We start from the raw sequence: 18,685 nt of genomic DNA, 5'->3' as shown, positions 1-18,685 counted from the left end.
CGTGTGCCCGGAGGCAGCCGTGTGACTCGGTGGTCATTCGGGTTCGTCCTCCGCCGGCAGGTCCACGATGTCGAGCCGCTGGAGCAAGCCGAGCGCGTCGTTGTCGACCCACAGTTCGTCGATCGACTCGCCGTCGAACCGGGCCATGAGTGTCGCCGTGAACCGCGCCGCCGTGCCGTACTGTTCGACACCGAGGTGCGTTCCGTGCTGTTCGTACGTCCGCACCAACCGGGCGGCGGCCCAGTCGTCGCAGCCGAACCCGTGAACGTCCTCGACGCGCTTATCGAACACGTCACCGGACTCGCGAAGGTTCGCCGCCAGTTCGTCCCTCGTCGCCGTGGCGTCGCCGTCGTGCAGTCGAAACGAGTCGGTACAGAACGCCTCGAGGTCCGGGACGCCGTCCTCGTCGAACATGGCGTACAGAAACGCCCGAAGGTGATCGAAGCGCTCGTCGCCCGTCGAGGACCCCGTCACCGGTCACCCTCCGGCCGGTTCGGGTCGCCCGGCGCGTCGGGATCGACGCGGTGACACGCGACGCGGTGTCCGGGCGTCGGCTCGACCGTCTCCGGTTTCCGCTCCTCACAGGGCGTGTAAAACCGGTCCGCGAGCAGCGACGCCGCCCGTTCCGCCTCTCCGTCTACGACGGCAGTCGCGGCCTCCTGGACGCTCTCCCTGGCCGGCACGGGGAGTCGGTCGAGCGGGACGGACAGCGTCTCGGCGATCAACTCGTCGCGGAGGTCGGCATCGGTTATCCGTTCGGTCGACGCGTCGAGACGGCCCCGGAGCGCGTCCAGGTCGATCTCTTCGACGCGTAACTGCTTGCGGAACTCGAGGCCCGCCCGGAACGCCTCCTGGTCGCCCGGCCAGTCGTCGGGCGGGATGACGGCCGGACAGCGGGGGTGGAAGTGACAGCCGCTCGGTGGATCGAGCGGCGAGGGAACCGTTCCGCGGAGGCGAATGCGGTCGGTCCGCTTCTCCGGTTCGATCCGGGGGACTGACGACAGCAGTGCCCTCGTGTAGGGGTGGGCTGGATCCTCGAAGAGGGCGTCCGTCGGGGCTCGCTCGACGATCTCGCCGAGGTACATGACCGCGACACGGTCGGCCACGTATCGGATGACGGAGAGGTCGTGGGCGATGAAGACGATCGAGATCCCCAGTTCCGACTGGATGTCGTTCAGCAACGACAGGATCTGGGCCTGCACGCTCACGTCCAGGCCGCTGACCGGTTCGTCTGCGATAATCAATTCCGGTTCGAGCGTTAGCGCGCGGGCGATTCCGATCCGCTGTTGCTGGCCCCCGCTGAACTGGTTCGGGTACCGATCCAGGTGGCTCGGGTCGAGTCCGACGCGTTCGATGTGCGATTTCGCGATATCGAGGCGCTCCTCGTCGCTGTCACCGATTCCGTGGACTTCCAGCGGCGCCGTCAGTATCTCCCCGACCGTCTGCCGGGGGTGCAGCGACGACAGGGGGTCCTGGAAGATCATCTGGATCTCCCGTCGGTACGGCTTCATCTTTCGACCCGAGAGCTCCTCGAGGGCGGTCCCCTTGTACCGGATGGTGCCGTCCGTCGGGTTCTGGAGCCGGGCCACGGTCTCCGCGAGCGTGCTCTTTCCGCACCCGCTCTCCCCGACGATGCCGACGGTCTCGCCGGCGTCGACGGTGAGATCGACCCCGTCGACCGCCTTGACGGTCTCCGCGTCGCCGAACAGGCGGTCGAGGAAGTCGTCGTTCTGGACGAAGTGCTTTCGGAGGCCGCTCACTTCGAGCAGCGGCCCGTCGTCGCTCGGTGGATGTGCTGTCTGACTCATTGTGGGTGCTGGTGGTCTTGTTCGACGCCGCGATACAGACAGGCGGCGTCGTGGTCCTCGCCGACGGAGCGAAAGTCCGGCGGCGTCTCGAAACACGCTTCCGTCGCTTCCGGACACCGCGGCGCGAAGTGACACGCGTACGGGATGTCTATGAGGTCCGGGATCGAGCCGGGAATCGCCGTCAGAGATCGCTCGGGATCGTCGAGCCTGGGAATGGTCTCGAGCAGGCTCTGCGTGTAGGGATGCTGTGGGTTGTCGAACAGTTCCTGCGCGTCGGCCCGCTCGACGATCTCGCCAGCGTACATCACGTTGACCTGATCGCACGTCTCTGCGACGAGCGCCAGGTTGTGCGTGATCAACAGGATCGATGTGTCGAACTCCTCCTTGAGCAGACGCAACTCGTCTAAGATCTGGGCCTGGACCGTCACGTCGAGCGCCGTCGTCGGCTCGTCGGCGATGAGCAGGTCGGGTTCACACGACAGTGCCATCGCGATGGCCGCGCGTTGTCGCATTCCGCCGGAGAACTGGTGGGGCAGGTCCGCCGCCCGACTGGAGGGTTCCGGTATCTTCACCGTCTCCAGCATCTCGATGGCGCGACGCCAGGACTCGCTGTCCGTGACGGCGCCGAAGATGCGCCGTTTTACCTCCGCGGACAGACTGACGGACTCGCCGACGTCCTGGTGGAGTCTGACCGCTTCAGCGATCTGCTCGCCGACCGATAGCGTCGGATTGAGGCTGTTCATCGGGTCCTGAAAGATGATGGATATCCGATCGCCTCTGATCGACTGCATTTGCGTTTCCGAGTCGACGGGGAGTGAATCCCCGGCCAGTCGGATGTCCCCGCTCACGATCTCGCCCGGTTCGTCGATGAACCCCATCATGCTCTCGGCGAGCACGCTCTTTCCGCTGCCGCTCTCGCCGACGAGGCCGACGATCTCGCCTTCACCGATCGCCAGGTCCACCCCGTCGACGGCGCGTACGATACCACGGTCCGTGTGAAAGTGCGTCTGCAGGTTCTCGACCTCTACCAGCGTCATCGTTCGATCCCCTCCCCTTCGTGGACGTCGAAGGCGTCGCGCAATCCGTCACCGATGATGTTGAACGCGAGGACGGTGAACATGATGGCGAGTCCGGGCATCATCGCGATCCACCAGGCCTCGACGATGAAGTCCCGGCCGTCGGCGATGAGCAGTCCCCACGTCGGCGTGGTCGGTTTCACGCCGAGTCCGAGGAACGAGAGGCTCGCCTCCCAGAGGATGGCCAGCGGGAGCAGAACCGTCGCCTGGACGACGATCGGGCCGATCGACATGGGGAGGATCTCGCGGCTCATGATCCGTCGATCGGGCATCCCGATCGAGCGGGCGGCCTTGATGTACTCCTCTTCGCGAATCCAGAGCACCTCGCCGCGGACCAGCCTGGCGAAGTCGTCGACGTACGCGATGCCGATGGCGATGATGACGTTCCACACGCCGATCCCGCCCGAGAACGCGATGATCGCGATGGCCAGGACGATCTCGGGGAACGCCCACTGGAAGTCGATGTATCGCATCAACAGGGAGTCGATCCACCCGCCGTAAAAGCCCGCGAGCAGGCCGATCGTCGTTCCCACGACGAACGCGAACGAGACGGTCGCGAGTGCGACCAACAGGGACACTCGCGTCCCGAAGATGATGCGCGAGAGGATGTCGTGGCCGTACGAATCAGTTCCGAGCGGGTGCCACGTACGCTCTACGGTCCCGTCGTAGTCGTAGTCCATCTCGGAGTAGGTGTTCGGCTCCTGGAAGAGGCCGAACGTGGCGTCCGGGTCGTGTGGAGCGATCTCCGGGGCGAAGATCGCGACGACGATCACGCCGAGGATGAACCCTGCGCTCAGGGTGCGAAGCCAGTCCGTCCGGACGCCGGCGACGAACCGGCGCCAGAGCGGTCGGTGTGTCTCGACGTACTCTCGTTCTCGATACTCGGGTGGGATCTCGACGCCCGACGCGGCGTACTCGGCTGCGTCACCGCCGTCGTCGGTCATCGGTTCCCTCCGTCGTAGCCGATTCGCGGATCGATGATCGTGTACAGGATATCGACGAGCAAGTTGATCATGATGAGACCGAACGCGATGAGCAGGATGGCGCCTTGCGTCACCGGATAGTCGCGGGTGGTGAGCGAGTCGACCATCACTCGCCCCATCCCGCGGATGCCGAAGACGATCTCGACGGTGACACTCCCGCCGACGATGACCGCGAGCTGGACGCCGGCGACGGTCACGACCGGGATGAGCGCATTCTGGAGCGCGTGCTTGAAGAGACGGACCCGTTTGTCGATCCCCTTGGCCCGTGCCGACTTCATGTACGGCTCGTTGAGCACGTCCAGCAGCGACGAACGCATCATTCGCATGATGATCGCCGCGTACGGGAGGCCGACCGCCGTGGCCGGCAGGATGATACTCTGGAACCAGCGGATCGGCCCCTCCGAGATCGGCGTGTATCCGAAGACCGGGAGCAGGTCGAACCACACCCCGAAGACGACCATCAGGACGATGCCGATGAAAAACGCCGGCGCGGAGAGTCCGAGGAACGCGACGAGCGTTCCGATCGTATCCGGCAGTTCGCCGCGTCGCGTGGCGCTGACGATGCCTGCGGGTATCGCCACGGCCAGCCCGATACCGATGGCGAGAATTCCGATCGAGACGGTCTTGGGCGCCGCGGTCAGCAGCACGTCGGCCACCGCTTGCCCCGTGCTGAGGCTCGACCCCAGGTCGAGCTGTACGAGGTTCACCAGCCAGTCGACGTACTGTTCGTGGATCGGATCGGTCAACCCGAGCTGTTCTCGCAGGTTTTCGACGTTCTCCTGGCTCGCATCGCGACCGAGGATCGCGTAGGCGGGGCCGCCGGGAACCGCTCGCAATCCGAAAAAGAGCGTCGTCGCGACGAGCCACATGATGAAAACGGCGTGGATGAGACGTTTGAGTACGTATTTCTTCATTGTGATGGAGGAACGATCGAGTCGTTAGCCGTCCAGCCAGACGTCGCGGAACCGCATGACGAACCCGTAGTGAGTGTACCCGTTGACGTCGTCACGGTGGGCCGATAGCACCTGCTCGTGTTCACACAGGGCGTACGGTGCGTCTTCGATGACGTTGTCTTCGAGTTCCCAGAGTGTCTGCTTTCGCTCTTCGCGGTCTAGCTGGGTCCGCTGTTCGACGGCGAGGTCGGCGACACCTTCGTATCCCCAGAAGTTGTTCGTCGTCTCGAGCGGTCCGAACACGCCGTGGGTCAACTCGTCCGGATCCGGCGCGACGCTGTTCCCGAAGGGGATGCACTCGAACTGCCCCTGGCTGAGGCGCTCGAAGATCGTCGCCTGGTCGAAGCTCTCGACTTCGAACTCCCAGCCGAGGTCGCCGATGGCGTTGTTCAGAATCCCTCGCAGGACGCGCCCTTTTCGAGCGTTCGGGGGTCCGATCATGATCGTAATCGGATCGCTCGGGGGTTCGATGTCCGACAACAGCTCGCGTCCCCCCTCGAGGTCGTAGCGCTGCGTGGGCGGCTTCTGATCGGCCGACTCCCCGTACTCGTCGCGGTACACCCATTCGTGGGCCGGACTGTAGATGCCCGTATCCGGAACCGCAAGCCCCCGGAAGGCACTCTCGACGTACCGGTCGCGGTCGATGACCTTGGCGATTCCTACGCGGACGTCCCGGGAGTCGAACGGTTCGGTTCTGGTGTTAAACGCGAGACCGCCGAAGTTCACGCCGAGGACGTCCTCGACCGTGACTTCCGGACTGTTCTCGAGGCTGGGCGCCTGCGAGGAGGGGACCCAGTTGACGAAGCTCACGTCGCCGCTCGTGATCGCGTTCGTCCGCGTCGTCGCCTCGGCGAGCGGTTCGAGCTCGATCGTGTCGAGGTACGGGAGTGCCTCGCCGTCGTCGTCCGTCTTGTGGTACCCGTCGTGCGCTTCGAGTACGAGTGTCGATCCGAGCTCGTGTTCGGCGACGCGGAACGGCCCCGTTCCGACCGGCGTGATCTTGAACTGATCCTCGCCCTGCTCCTCGATGGCCGATTGACTGACGATCGCCCCCGCGTTTCCGAGGTCGGGCGTCAGGAAGACGAGAATCGGAGCGAACGCCTCGCTGAAGTTGAGTTCGAGTTCGTACTCGCCGTTGGTCGTGATGCCGCCGTCATCTACGGGACGGAGCGACGAGAACTTGCTCGTGTGCGGTGTCTCGTTGTCGATGACGCGTTCGAAGGAGTACTTCACGTCCTCGGCGGTGAAGTCGTCACCGTTGTGGAAGGTCGCGTCTTCGACGAGCGTGAACGTGATCGTCTGCCCGCCGTCCGTCACTTCCCAGTCCGTTGCGAGGTCGCCCTGGACGGTGTAGTCGGATTTGATCTCGACCAGTCCGCTGAAGATGTTCCCCAGAAGCTGGGTTCGGTACGTCGACGTCGAGTAGTGCGGATCGATCTGGTCGAATTGCCCGACGTTCCATCCGGCTGAGAGGGTTCCGCCCTGTTGCGGGCTTCCGCCCGACCCTCCGTCATCGGGGTCATCTCCGCCGGTACAGCCCGCCAGCCCGGTGAGTCCGGCGACACCGAGAAGTTTCATCGTCGTGCGTCGGTCGATCACCGGACCGCTCAGTTCGTCAGTCGTGATCTCGGGATCTCCGTCGAGAATATCGCTGTCATTTCCCATGGTTTTCTCTCCCACAGTCTGCTCATCCGGTATATTTGGAGGGTTAAAATCCTTCCGCCGCTGACCGTTCTACGCCGCAATATTTGTTATTCCGAGGGACTTTATTTCACACTCTTTATACAATGTCGCATACTATCATAAAATCGAGGTCACTTGTGCCCGTCGACGGTCGGGGGCAGCGTTCAACAGCGAGATACCGTCGTTCGACACGATCGATGTCCGCTGATGTGCTACTCTGGCACGTGACGACGAATCACGTTCAGATGGAACTTTACTTGGGGGCCCTCGATGGACAGCAGCATGGCTGTAACTGTCTTTCAGTGTGGAACGTTGATCGACGGATTGGCCGACGACCCCGTCGAAGACGCCCTCGTCGTCGTCGAGGACGGAACGATTCGGGCGGTCGGACCCAGATCTGCGGTCGAAACCCCCGACGGCGCGGATCGAGTCGATCTCTCCGACCGGGTCGTCACGCCCGGATTCGTCGACGCGCACATCCATCTCGAAGGAACCCGTTCGTTCCAGCCGATGGAACGGATCGGGACGAACAGGGCCTACAAGACGGCCCTGGCGAGTGCCGATCTGCGTCGACTTCTCGAGGCGGGCTTTACGAGCGTCAGGGACCTCGGTAGCGGCTCTGCTGTTGGGCTTCGAGATGCGGTCGACGCCGGCGAGATTCCCGGCCCCCGCATCTACGCGGCGGGGCGGGCGTTCTCCCAGACGGCCGGTCACGTCGACACCCACCAGCTCCCCCACGAGTGGGTCGAACACGAGCGCATGCTCGGCGTGCTGGCAGACGGGGTTCCGGAGTGTCGAAAGAAGGTCCGCCAGGAACTCAGGGACGGAATCGACGTCGTCAAGATCATGACGACCGGCGGCATGGCCTCGCAGAAGGACTCACCCGACCACGTCCACTACACAGACGCCGAAATCGAGGTCTTCACCGAGGAGGCCCACCGACTCGGCGTCCCCGTCGCCACCCACGCTCAGGGCGCGGCCGGCATCAACGCCGCCATCCGGAACGGGGTCGACACGATCGAACACGCGATCGGCTTCGACGAACACGGCGAGGGCGTCGACCTCGCGAGGGAACACGGCTCCGTCCTCGTCCCCACGCTCAGCGCGATCTACCGTCTCGCCTACGAGGGTGAGGATCACGATCTGCCGGACTACCACGTCCAGAAAGGGAAAGACTACGTCGACAAACACGCCGACGCCGTGATCCGTGCCTACGAGGCGGACGTCCCCGTCGCCCTCGGAACCGACTGTAACGGTTCACACCTGCACCCACACGGTGACAACGCGATCGAGTTCGAACTGCTCGTCGAGCAGGCCGGTATGAGCCGGATGGACGCGCTCAAAGCGGGGACGAGCGTCGCGGCGGCCGCCATCGAGGACGACTCGATCGGCGCCGTCGAACCCGGCCGACGGGCCGACCTCGTCGCCCTCGAGGAGAACCCCCTCGACGACATCAGCGCCACCAGGAACGCTGTCGCCGCCGTGTACAAGGGCGGCGACCGCGTCGATACGGTGGTGTAACGCACCGAACGCCGTCGACCAGGGCATCGAACGCCATCGACCAGGGCATCGAACGCCACCGACCAGGGCATCGAACGCCACCGACCAGGGCATCGAACGCCACCGACCAGGGCATCGAACGCCACCGACCAGGGCATCGAACGCCACCGACCAGGGCATCGAACGTCACCGACCTCTTTCAACCGCTGTCGCCCTCGTTGTGGGAGTCGAAACGCCCCGACGGCATCGGCCGCGCCGACCGTTCGACCACCGGACCGTTCCGACTCTAGCCCGTGCGTTAAAGTACCACACCGACCCATCGAGAGGTGGACGATCCATGACAGACACATCCGACGACGCGTTCACGCTGTACGATCTGCGGGTCGAGTGCGTCGAGATAACCGGCGATCCGGTCGCCAGCTACGAGGTGGGAGATTACTTCGAGGTACACGGCGAAGAACTCGTCTTCCCGGAGGGACAGACCTTCTCGATGTACGCCCTGTCGTCGCTGTTACCCTTGCTCCCGGCCAAGCAACGCGAATCGGCCGACAACGACTGGATGTCGACGGACGCGAGGGTCGCCGGCCCCGATCCGAACGTCGGCGGCATCTTCGAGATCACCCGCATTGGAACGCGGGAATTCCACCACGGGGACGTCTCGGGCGAGGACGTGTAGGTCCGACAGGACACCGGCGGAGCGGGTGAAACGTGACGGAGTAGGTACTAGACACGACGGAGGGAGTCGATATCGAGACCCGTCGATCGACGACCGATGCGTCGATCGCTGCAACATCCCTTCTCCTTGCCCACTCCGGGTGGAGGTTTACCCGGCCGTTCGACGTTCCATCGGCCATGGAAGACGCAGGTGACGTCACGACGGCTGATCCCGACCCGGTCGAGGACGCGTCGAAGATCGCCCTCGGGCAGTCGATCTACGACGAACGCGGGGTCTCTCTGGGCACCGTTCGCGGCGTGGACGACGACGGCTTCTACGTGACGACGCGGGAGGGAATCGACTCGCTGTCGGTCGAGCACGTCCGCTCCGGGCAGGCGTTCGGTGAGGCCGAACTCATGTGGCGCTGTACGAATTGCGGCGAGATGGGCGAACTCAGCGACGGCCTTCCGGGAATCTGTCCCAACTGTGGCACCGAGAAGGAAGACCTGATGTACTGGACCGAGGACTGAGTCGATTCGAGGGCTACGTCGTCCACGGACCGAATCCCTCCGGCAGGGCCGGATCGGGGCGACGCGACCGAATCTTCTATTGATCGGGGGCGGTAGGCTCCGGTATGGACATCGTCGTGTTCGGAGCGGGCAGTCTCGGCAGTCTCGTCGGGGGACTGCTCGCGCGCGAGCACGACGTGACGCTCGTCGGGCGAAATCCACACGTCGAGCGGATCGAGGGGGACGGCCTCACGATCGACGGGCAGCTCGACGTCCGCGTCACCCCGACCGCCACGACCGACGGCACTGATCTCACCGCTGACCTCGCCGTCGTGGCTGTCAAGGCGTTCGACACGGACGCCGCCGCCCGAACGCTCGCGACCGGATCGTTCGACGCCGCACTCTCGTTGCAGAACGGGATGGGAAACGAGGCGACGCTCGCGTCCCACATAGACTGTCCCGTCCTCGCCGGCACGATAACGTACGGTGCCATGCTCGTAGCGCCCGGTCGCGTCGAGTGTACGGGGATCGGCCACCTCGTGGTGGGGCCACGCGACGGGGGCACCGACCCGCTCGCCGATCACACGGGCGCGGCGTTCGACGCTGCCGGGATCGAGACGACCGTCGCGACGGACATGCCCCGTCGCCTGTGGCGTAAACTCGCCGTCAACGCCGCGATCAATCCGATCACCGCACTCGCACGGGTCGAGAACGGGGCGATTCTCGACTCGCCGGCGGCCGACATCGCCGCTTCGGCGGCCCGCGAGACGGCGCGCGTCGCTCGTGCGGACGGCGTCGAACTGGCCGATCACGATGCAGTGGCGGCGCTCGAATCCGTCGCGTCGGCCACGGCCGACAACCGCTCGTCGATGCTTCAGGACGTCGAAAACGACTCTCGAACCGAAGTCGACGCCATCTCGGGCTACGTGGTAGACCGTGCGGAAGAGGTGGACGTGAAAACGCCGACGAACCGGACGCTGGCAGGCGCGATCAGAGCCTGGGAATCCGGTCGCGGACTCCGGTAACGACGCCACGGGTGTACTTGCTCGCGAATCCGTCGGGTACCATCATCGACGAACGCCGCGTTCTCCGTTCACCTCTCCGGTCGAACCCGCCCGTCAGTGACCAATTCGGCCCCCGTGGTCTGTACTGCCAGCCGAATTTCGGTTGTGGGCAGAATTCGACTCCAGTCTCACCCGTCGTTCGCTTCGCCACATATTTTGGTATAGTGGAATACGCTTCAATATATAAGTGGATTGCGCGTCTGGCCGGTATCGGTCCGCTCCCTGCGGATTGTTCGAGGACCTCAACGGCAGTGTCAACGATCCAGACCAGGTACGGTGGGTGGTACGGCCGATACTGGGCGAAACGACATCACCAGACTCCGACGCGGACGAGGGTCTCGTAAGCGAACACGGGCGGATCGCGAACGGGACCGACCGATATCGGTTATCGGACGAACTGTCTCGTACTCGTGCCGGCACCGTCGTGATCGGAGTGCTCGGCTGATCGGTCGACTGGCGTCTAGTTCGCCCGGGTGTGCGGGATCCGGCCCGACTCGATCCTGGGGTCCCAGGGTTGGAAGATCGACGGTCGCAGTACCGGTTGGGGGCATCCGTGGATCGGTGGTAACGTGGGTCGGTAGTAGTGTTTCACACGCGCGCGCGAACCGTTCGTGTTACCAACGTTCTACATACCAACGCTCCACAGCCCTCTCGTGATCTTGAAAAGGGTCCTTCCGTTCTTGCGGATGCCGGGGTTCGTCGAGAGGGCGGCCGGTGAAACCGACCGCCAATGCCGTGGGACGAAGCCGCCACGTGAGCGCCGCGAAGGCGAGCTCCTGCGTGCATCGCAGAAACTCCCTGCACAACGTGGGCCCCTCCTATCTCTCCGGGTCTCCTGTGCCGGCTCCCCTCGCTTCTCTGATCAGCGCTCGTATCGCCGCACGCTTTGCTGCGTCGTCCCTGCCGGTCTCGAAGACGTCGAGAGTGCGTGCGCGAGAATTTCGTCACCCGAAGGTGTGAATACACTCTATGCGACGATACGGAATTCGGCGCGGGGGTTTCTTTCGACTACAAGGCTGGTTGTCGTTCGACTCGCCGGCTGGTGAACGCCCTCGTCGATACGCAACTCGTTCGAGAATATCGTCCTCGCACGCACGAGTGCGCCGCTCTCGGCTGATTTCGATCGTGGCAAAACGCCGCCGTACCGATCCGAACCCTAGAACGGTGCCTGCGGGCCTTCGTCGTCGTCCTCGTCGTCGACGGTTTCGCCGGGGAACGACGGGCTCATCCCGCCGCCTCCCATGCCACCGTCGTCCATGCCGGTGTGGGCGTTGACCTGCGTGATCTCCGGTATCTCCTTGACCATCCGGCTCTTGATCGCCTGGATCGTCATCGGCGAGATGCCACAGCCGCTGCAGGCGCCGCCGAGCGCGATCGAGACCTCGCCCGTCTCGCGATCGATGTCCTGTATCGCGGCACTGCCGCCGTGCATCTGAATCTGCGGGAAGTTACGTCGCAGGAAGTTGGCGACGCGCTCTTCCAGGTCGTCTCCCTCCTGGGTCTCCGTGCTCATAGAATTTGCTTGGGCGCGAACCTCCTTAGGCCTTCCGTCGCTCCCGTTCGGGTGGTGTCGGACAGTCGGGTGTCGGTTCGAGCTCTTGGCAGTCAGCAGGGGCAGGTTGGACGTGTGTTCCGATAGGCCAGTCGTCCGATCAGGCGAATCCGAACACGCGTCGGAGTTCCGACTCGATCTCTTCGACGTGTACCTCGAGGACGTCCTCGAACTTCTCTTGGGGGACGACGACGCCCTGAAGCCGATCGTACGGATCATCCGGTAATTCGATGCGGAACTCCCCGTCACCCTCGTAGAACGGTTCGCTCTCGTTCAACACCTGCTGGTCGATCGCGTGGACCAGCTGCGAATCGTACCGGTCGTTCATCCGATTGAACGCGTTCTTGTACGCCTGCTGGAGTTCGGGGAAGTAGTTCGCGTACTTGTCCTCGAATTTCTCCGGATCGAAGTCGGCCATGTCCGTCTCGACGTACCAGTCGGCTAAAAGTCGGACGATCGGACGGGCCCAATCATCCCCCTCGCTGTCGGACGAGTACTACGACTTGTTTACCCATCGAGTTGCGTGCGCAAGCCCAACCCACATTCAGACTGCTGGCATCGGTCGACCCATGTCACTGGAGTGGGACGGGTTTCCCGGTGAACTCCTCCCGCCGGGGTGGTCCGTCGGACCCGTATCGCCGGGGCGTGTGGTGATCCGGTGTGACGATGGCGATTTTTCGTTGGAACTGGTCAGTGTCACCACCGATGATCCGGACGCTCGACTAGGCGTCCATCGGTGCTGGGAGCTGCGACTCCGGTACGATGTTGGCGAGTGTGCCGTGACCGACCCGCTTCTACGTGCCGCGACGCGCGCGGAGTTACAGGCGAAACTTCGGTCGCACCTCGAATCCCTGCACCGGCAACTTCCCGACGTCGCCGACCCGATCGGCGTCTGTCGCCTGTTTCGCGCCGAATTCGACGAGGTGTGAGCGCCTGGACGCCCCGCTGGATCGTACCCACTCACATTCTATATCGCGATATACGATTTACTATAAGTGTCGAGTGAAGAGATTCCGATGGTCGCGACCGTCCACTGTTCGTCGGGTACGTCCACGATGGTGTCGGTCCAACGGATGCGGCTCCGGGACCTGTCACGCCCTCGTAATGGCGGTCTGAAGTGCCGGAGTGCCTGCTCCTTCGCTGGCAGGCGTAGCCGATCGGCGACTATCGGATTGTTCGTCCGATGGCTGGGTATGCTCTGCCCGGTAGCTCGATTTCCGGCCTCAGGGCGCTCGATGCGTTCTCTTCCCGCTCGGTCGGTGTTGCTCCTCGCGACCCGGTCGAACGTCGGACGATCGGCACATCGTCGACTACACACGATGGGTTGTGGCCGTCCGGTTGATCGGGCTCCGCTCACTCGGGTGACGTAGGGCCTTGGATTCGCCGGGGTACGCCGACGTTGGTCGGCTTTCGGTCGGACTTGGACGATCTACAGATGTCGGCTCGGTTGCGCTACGCTCGATAGTCGCTGTACCCGTGGACGGGGTCTCCGCGAGCCGGTCCGTAGTGCTGACCACTCACTCAAATATTATATCGTATACTGCTATATTGAATTTCGAACGTCCCGCGCTCCGGTCGGAATCGTCACATCGACGGCCGGCACCGGAACGGTGGTCGCGCCGTGCTGTGGGGACGATCGGAACCGTCACGATCCCGTTCGAACGCCTCCTGCGCACACTGGCGACCCTGCCGCTTCGCTTTCGGCCGTTGCCTGGGGTGCCGTTGTCGTCTACGACCGACAGGAGATGCGTCGGCGATGACACGTCTGTACGAAAGCACCTCGTCGGACCGGGATGCGGACGCTCACTCCGTTTTGGTGTCGCCCAGAACCGGTCCGCGAACTGCGGGTACGCCAGTCGGACATCGACGACACCACTTGCCATCACCGCATCGATCGCTCGCTCACCCCGGCTGGGCCGGTCGTAAGCGAGGGTCAGGGCTTCGACCGAGACCCTCGCCGTGAAGAAGCGTACTCGGTCGGCAGTCGCGACGATTTCGGGTCCGCAGGCGACCGGTGCGAGTACATCGATTGCAGTGGGGTGGGGTCGTTACACACGCGCGAGTCCAGGTTGTTCTGTACCGAAATGCAGGTCTGACGGTACCCGTCGGGCGACTCTCTTCCTCGCTCTATCTTCTCGACGACGGTGAGGGGTTGCCGTACACCCTCGTGCGTGGGGCGCTCGAGTCGGGGTCGCCCGGACTCTTTGCCATCCGCGTTCGACCGGCCCCGTTGCCGACGCGACGGTTCGACGTCCGTTCGACACCCGGCGACGGCGTACTGCCCGTCCAGCCCGGGTTCGTCAGGGTCGGTTCGTTACTGGCGCTCGTCCGTATCTGGAGGGATCCGTAGCCGACGACGAACGTTTTTCGTCATCATCGAGAAGACGACGGTTCGAACGTCCGACTCTGACGGACCCTCGCGAGACGCGTTCGGCGAGCCGCGGTGACCGGCGTAGCGTCGGATGATCCGACATTTCGTATCGTGGTATGAGATTCATCGGGGGCGAGCAGACGGGACGATGCTTCGACGAGACGACTTCGTCCGATCGTCGTGGACCGACTCACCCGCGGCGTCCGAGTTGCTCGCCGACGAGCACGTCGGCACGTTGTAAAAAGTCGGGTTCGCGACCCGCGGGAACGGTCGCGCCGGCGGCGACGTCGTGTCCACCGCCGTCGCCGTCGACGTGGCGTGCGGCCTCGCCGAGGACGGCGGAGAGGTCCAGTCCCTGGCGGACGAGCGTGTGGGTGCCGCGACCGGAAACCTTCACTGCGTCGGGTTCGTCGGCCTTCTCGGCGAAGGCGAGGATGGGTCGATCGCGAGCGACGCCGTCGTTGCCGAGGGCCATCCCGGCGACGATGCCGACGATCGTCTCTCGGATCCGGTCGCCGGCGTGAAACCACTGGACGTGGTCCTCTCTGGTGACGCCTTCGGTCGTCACGAGATCGATCCCGTCGGAGAGGTTGCGCCGGTGCGACCGGAGGAGTTCGCGAGCGCGTTCGAGCGCGTCGCCGCGATCGCCCAGACAGACCGCGAGGCCGACGTCGGCGCGCTCGTACCGGGCCGTGGCGTTCAACAGGGTCGAGAACTCGCTCGCGGCCCGGAGTTCGGTCCCGGGCGATTCGGCGGTGAGCTGGTAACTCGTCCCGACGAGACCGTCGATCTTGTCGGCGGGGACGCCGCGGGAGATGGCGTGCTTGACGAGTGCACTGGCGACCGTTTGCTGCTCGTCGGGGGAGAGGTCGCCCCAGCACCGCCACTCGCCCCCGTCGCGCAGGTCGAGATCGAGGCCGTCGAGAAAACGCATGGCGCCACCCTGGTCGTTCGAGATACCGGGAATGCGGACGTCGGTGGCGTACTCGAGTAACTTCGGCAAGGGTCGCGTCTGCGTGCCGTAGAGGGCGAGGTCGGTGCCGGCCTCCAGGACGCCGGCGTCGACCCCCTCGGCCACGATCTGGGCGTTCGCGCCGTGGAGTTCGCCGCCCGACGCTTGCATGTCGCCGACGGCGCCGACGACGGCGAGAGCGGCCAGGTCGCGATTGTCCGGCTGGACGGTCGTGGCCACGGTCTCGCCGTCGGCCCTCGCTTCGGTGGCCGTCGCGAGATCGGTCTCTTCTGCCATCGCTCTCGCGACGAGGTACGCGGCACCGGCTCCCGACAGTTCGCTCGCACCGTCGAGCCCTTCGAGGAGCGGATTGCAGTGAAACTCGGTGTCGGCGTCGGCGGGCTGGTGGTGATCCGCGATCACGGGGGTGAAGCCGGCCTCGTCGGCGTAGTCGGTGATGACGTCCAGTTGGCCGCTACCGAAGTCGGTGAACCAGACCGTCTCGTAGTCGGTCCGCGCAACGTGTGCGATCGCGTCCTCGTCGAGTTGCTTCTCGAAGACGACTTCGAACGGGAGTCCGGCGCGTTCCAGTGCGCTCGCCGCGACCGCCGCGCTCGTGAGGCCGTCGGCGTCGATGTGCGAGGCGAGCAGGACGCGGTCGGCCGTCTGCAGTCGTCTCGCGCACGCGACCGCGCGATCTTCGAGGGCTGCCACCGGTCCTGCCATCGGGTGAGTATCGGGCGGCTTCGGTCATAAACCCGTGGACCACCGCCTTCGTCGGACGCGTCGATGCCGACCCGTCGCCGGACAGTGTCCTGAGTTAGCACACGATGGACCGTTCACGACCGTTCGGTGTGCAAAACGCATCTGAACGATCGGTGCCTTTTATTCGACACAGTTGCACCGAAGAGATGCAATGCCCCGTACAGAATCCACTGACGACGCGTCGACGGACGCGACGTCCACGACCGATAGTCCTCCGACCGAAACCGGCAACGACGATCCACCGACCGGGTCCGACGCTTCACCGACCGGGTCCGACGCCTCACCGACCGACTCCGACGAGCCGGTTGGGCGTGGTCCGCTCACACCCGAATCGTGGCGAAAACCCCTGCACGACGAGCGAGCACTCCGCAAGGTAACCAGCGCCGTCCTGGGCGGTCTGGCGATCGTCGTCGTGTTGTTCCTGTTGAGCTTGCTTCCCGGTCTGAACGCGACCGGGGAGGCGTTCGCGGCGGTGGCGAGCGGCGTCCTCGCCGTCTCGTTCGCGGCCGTGTTGGGGTACGTCGCCCTGGTTATCCCGTGGTACGTCCGCAGCGCGTTCGACGGCCCTCGCGAGGTTCGGGAGCCGGGCGTCACCGCGGCCGTCTGGGCGTTCGTGCTGGCGGCCGTCCTGACCGTCCACCGCGGGTTCGTCCCGCTTGCCGCCCTCGTCGACGGCCCGATGTGGCTCTACGATGGCGTCTTCCTCCTCGTGGCGCTCGTCCCGGTGGCGCTGATCGGTCGGGCACTGTGGAAGATGGTCGATCCCGCCGCATCGTACCTGACTGGTCACCTCACCGACGAGCGCTGATAGCACGGGCGCTCGGTCGCCCGGATCCGTTCCGCACTTGATTCGAAAATCGCGGCAATCGTTCGTTTTTCGCGTCTCGTTACGCCCGGTCGCCGAGGCGCGCAACCGTCTCGCGCGCGAGCGCCTCGAACGTGGCCTCACTCGCGACGACGTCGACGTCGATCCCGCGGTCGCGAGCGGTCTCGGCGGTCGGTTCGCCGATGACGCCCACGACGATCTCGTCGAGCGCGTCGCGAGCGGCCGCTCCCACGCCGCGTTCGTCGGCCGCCGCGAGGAAGTGCTCGACCGTGAGCGAGGAGGTGAAACACGCCGCGTCGAGGTCCCCGTCGGCAGCCAGGTCGGCTGACTCGCCGCTCCCGTCGGGTCGGACGAGCCGATACAGGATCGTCTCGTGAACGTCGGCGCCCGCAGCCGCGAGCCCGTCGGTGAGCACCTGACTCCCGTGATCGCTCCGAGCGACCTCGATCGACGCCCCGTCGAGAGCGGGTTCGGCGACGAGCGCCTCGACGAGGCCGCTCGACGTGTACTCGTCCGGGACGACGTCGACCGAGTAGCCCGCCGCTTCGAGCGCGTCGGCGGTCGCCGGACCGATGGCGCAGATGGTGGCGTCGCCGGGCACCCAGTCGGCCTCCGCGGCGAGTTCGACGCCGGTCTTGCTCGTCAGGACGACGTAGTCCGCGCCCGATCGGGGCGCGTCACCGGTCGGTTCGACGGCGAGCATCGGGTCGGTGACGGGTTCGGCGCCGAGGTCGCCGAGGATGTCGGACGCGCGGTCGAGTCGCTCGTCGTCGGGCCTGAAGACGGCGACGCGCGGGCGGTCGCCCGCCGTCCGACGGACCGATGCCGCGCCGTCGGTCATCTATTTCCCCTCCGGCTGGTCTTCGGGCCCCGGTTCGCCGTCGTCTTCGAGTTCCCGCCTGGCGTCCGCGATCAGGTCGGCGGCGCCGCGGTCTGCGAGCTCCTGGGCGAACTCGTGGGCAGCGGTCGCGTGCGTCTCGATCGGGAGGTCGCGCGTCGCGGTCACGGACGTCTCGCCGTCGCGATCGTAGACGGCAACCGCGGTGTGGACGTACTCGCCCTGCACGACGGCGTGGATGCCCAGGGGTGCGATGCAGCCCCCGCCGAGGGTGGCGAGGATCGTCCGTTCGACGGTCACTTCGACCCGGCTACGCGGGTGGTCGATGGCCGACTGGATCTCGCGGGCGGTCTCGCCGTCGGTCGCCGTCACGCAGAGGGCGCCCTGGCCGGGGGAGGGGACGAAGGTCGTCGTCGGCAAGGGGTGGAAGTCGACGGCGTGGGCGAGCCCGCTGCGTTCGAGCCCGGCACGGGCGAGGACGATGGCGTCGTACGCCGTCTCGACGTCGCGGCCCAGCGCCGCCTTCTCGAGTTCCGTGCGGTCGTCGAACCACTCCTCGACGGTCCGGTCGTACTCGGGTTCGAAGTCCTCCTCGCCGGCGTGGCCCTTCCGCTCCTTGTCCGCCTCGGTTCGGGCCTCGTGCTCGGCCTGGAGGCTCGGGGCGAGCAGTTTCTCGATGCGCGTGTCGACGTTCCCGCGGAGGGGTTCGACCGTGAGATCGGGCCGCCGGTCGAGCAGGAGGGCGCGCCGCCGGAGGCTGGAGGTGCCGACGGTGGCTCCGTCCGGCAGCCCGTCGAGCGTCTGCCCGTCCGGGGTGACGAGGACGTCTTCGGCGGGACCGCGCTCGGGGACGGCCGCGGTGACGAGCTCGTCCGGTTGCTCGGTGGGGACGTCCTTCAGCGAGTGGATGGCCGCGTCGCAGTCGCCGTCCAGGACGCGCTCGTCGAGTTCGCGGACGAACGCGCCGGTCTTTCCCAGCCGGTGGATCAACTCGTCGGCGAGTTGGTCGCCGGTGGTCTCGACCGTGACGAGGTCGACGTCGTAGCGCCGTTCTTCGAGTCGCTCGCCGACCATCGCGGCCTGGCGCCTCGCGAGGAGCGAGCCGCGCGTCGCCAGCCGAAGTGTCCCCCGTGTCTTCATGGGCCCCTCT

At 65.4% G+C, this 18,685-nt stretch carries 17 protein-coding genes; 6 read left to right on the top strand and 11 right to left on the bottom strand.

Going from position 1 to position 18,685, the window contains the following annotated elements:
* Positions 1 to 33 precede the first annotated feature (33 nt).
* Genes NO366_RS04420 through NO366_RS04395 form a run of 6 tightly spaced genes read right to left on the bottom strand, consistent with a single transcriptional unit; the run spans position 34 to position 6,485 of the window.
* A complete protein-coding gene (locus tag NO366_RS04420; RefSeq protein ID WP_256533114.1) occupies positions 34 to 474 on the bottom strand; it encodes an ester cyclase in 441 nt (146 codons plus the stop codon).
* Positions 471 to 1,808, bottom strand: a complete 1,338-nt coding sequence (locus tag NO366_RS04415) for an ABC transporter ATP-binding protein (RefSeq protein WP_256533113.1) — start codon at positions 1,806 to 1,808, stop codon at positions 471 to 473. Before NO366_RS04415 ends, NO366_RS04420 begins: the two co-directional genes overlap by 4 nt.
* Positions 1,805 to 2,845, bottom strand: a complete 1,041-nt coding sequence (locus NO366_RS04410) for an ABC transporter ATP-binding protein (RefSeq protein ID WP_256533112.1) — start codon at positions 2,843 to 2,845, stop codon at positions 1,805 to 1,807. Before NO366_RS04410 ends, NO366_RS04415 begins: the two co-directional genes overlap by 4 nt.
* Complete coding sequence (locus tag NO366_RS04405; RefSeq protein WP_256533111.1) at positions 2,842 to 3,828, bottom strand: ABC transporter permease; 987 nt, start codon at positions 3,826 to 3,828, stop codon at positions 2,842 to 2,844. Before NO366_RS04405 ends, NO366_RS04410 begins: the two co-directional genes overlap by 4 nt.
* A complete protein-coding gene (locus NO366_RS04400; protein ID WP_256533110.1) occupies positions 3,825 to 4,781 on the bottom strand; it encodes an ABC transporter permease in 957 nt (318 codons plus the stop codon). The genes NO366_RS04405 and NO366_RS04400 overlap by 4 nt, the downstream gene beginning before the upstream one ends.
* A gap of 24 nt (positions 4,782 to 4,805) precedes the next feature.
* Positions 4,806 to 6,485, bottom strand: coding sequence for an ABC transporter substrate-binding protein (locus NO366_RS04395; RefSeq protein ID WP_256533109.1), 1,680 nt, complete (start codon positions 6,483 to 6,485; stop codon positions 4,806 to 4,808).
* Positions 6,486 to 6,785: 300 nt separating this feature from the next.
* On the opposite strand from NO366_RS04395, the gene NO366_RS04390 reads away from it, so the two are divergent.
* The 4 genes from NO366_RS04390 to NO366_RS04375 all read left to right on the top strand — a co-directional run bounded on the left by NO366_RS04390 (position 6,786) and on the right by NO366_RS04375 (position 10,192).
* Positions 6,786 to 8,024 (top strand): metal-dependent hydrolase family protein, encoded by a 1,239-nt coding sequence (locus NO366_RS04390; RefSeq protein ID WP_256533108.1) that lies wholly within the window; start codon positions 6,786 to 6,788, stop codon positions 8,022 to 8,024.
* 316 nt (positions 8,025 to 8,340) lie between these two features.
* Complete coding sequence (locus NO366_RS04385; protein ID WP_256533107.1) at positions 8,341 to 8,679, top strand: TIGR04076 family protein; 339 nt, start codon at positions 8,341 to 8,343, stop codon at positions 8,677 to 8,679.
* Positions 8,680 to 8,855: 176 nt separating this feature from the next.
* Positions 8,856 to 9,188, top strand: a complete 333-nt coding sequence (locus NO366_RS04380) for a TFIIB-type zinc ribbon-containing protein (RefSeq protein WP_256533106.1) — start codon at positions 8,856 to 8,858, stop codon at positions 9,186 to 9,188.
* A 104-nt stretch (positions 9,189 to 9,292) separates the two neighbouring features.
* Positions 9,293 to 10,192, top strand: a complete 900-nt coding sequence (locus tag NO366_RS04375) for a ketopantoate reductase family protein (RefSeq protein ID WP_256533105.1) — start codon at positions 9,293 to 9,295, stop codon at positions 10,190 to 10,192.
* A 1,195-nt stretch (positions 10,193 to 11,387) separates the two neighbouring features.
* Here the strand turns inward: NO366_RS04375 and NO366_RS04370 are convergent.
* Positions 11,388 to 11,744: a NifU family protein gene (locus tag NO366_RS04370; protein ID WP_256533104.1), complete on the bottom strand. Its 357-nt coding sequence runs from the start codon at positions 11,742 to 11,744 to the stop codon at positions 11,388 to 11,390.
* A gap of 139 nt (positions 11,745 to 11,883) precedes the next feature.
* Positions 11,884 to 12,201 (bottom strand): DUF5783 family protein, encoded by a 318-nt coding sequence (locus NO366_RS04365; RefSeq protein WP_256533103.1) that lies wholly within the window; start codon positions 12,199 to 12,201, stop codon positions 11,884 to 11,886.
* A 151-nt stretch (positions 12,202 to 12,352) separates the two neighbouring features.
* Between NO366_RS04365 and NO366_RS04360 the strand changes: the two genes are divergently transcribed.
* Positions 12,353 to 12,712 (top strand): hypothetical protein, encoded by a 360-nt coding sequence (locus tag NO366_RS04360; protein WP_256533102.1) that lies wholly within the window; start codon positions 12,353 to 12,355, stop codon positions 12,710 to 12,712.
* Positions 12,713 to 14,344: 1,632 nt separating this feature from the next.
* Here the strand turns inward: NO366_RS04360 and recJ are convergent.
* Positions 14,345 to 15,832, bottom strand: a complete 1,488-nt coding sequence (gene recJ, locus NO366_RS04355; RefSeq protein ID WP_256533101.1) for a RecJ family nuclease — start codon at positions 15,830 to 15,832, stop codon at positions 14,345 to 14,347.
* A 190-nt stretch (positions 15,833 to 16,022) separates the two neighbouring features.
* Here recJ and NO366_RS04350 point away from each other — a divergent pair, with 190 nt between their 5' ends.
* Positions 16,023 to 16,679: a hypothetical protein gene (locus NO366_RS04350; RefSeq protein ID WP_256533100.1), complete on the top strand. Its 657-nt coding sequence runs from the start codon at positions 16,023 to 16,025 to the stop codon at positions 16,677 to 16,679.
* 79 nt (positions 16,680 to 16,758) lie between these two features.
* Here NO366_RS04350 and NO366_RS04345 read toward each other — a convergent pair whose 3' ends face one another.
* Positions 16,759 to 17,538, bottom strand: coding sequence for a uroporphyrinogen-III synthase (locus NO366_RS04345; protein ID WP_256533099.1), 780 nt, complete (start codon positions 17,536 to 17,538; stop codon positions 16,759 to 16,761).
* Entirely contained in the window at positions 17,539 to 18,675 is a 1,137-nt protein-coding gene (hemC, locus tag NO366_RS04340; protein ID WP_256533098.1) for a hydroxymethylbilane synthase, read from the bottom strand.
* Between the last annotated feature and the right edge of the window lie 10 nt (positions 18,676 to 18,685).

The organism is Halovivax cerinus, assembly GCF_024498195.1.
Lineage (GTDB): Archaea > Halobacteriota > Halobacteria > Halobacteriales > Natrialbaceae > Halovivax > Halovivax cerinus.
This window is presented reverse-complemented; position numbering and strand designations above follow the sequence as displayed.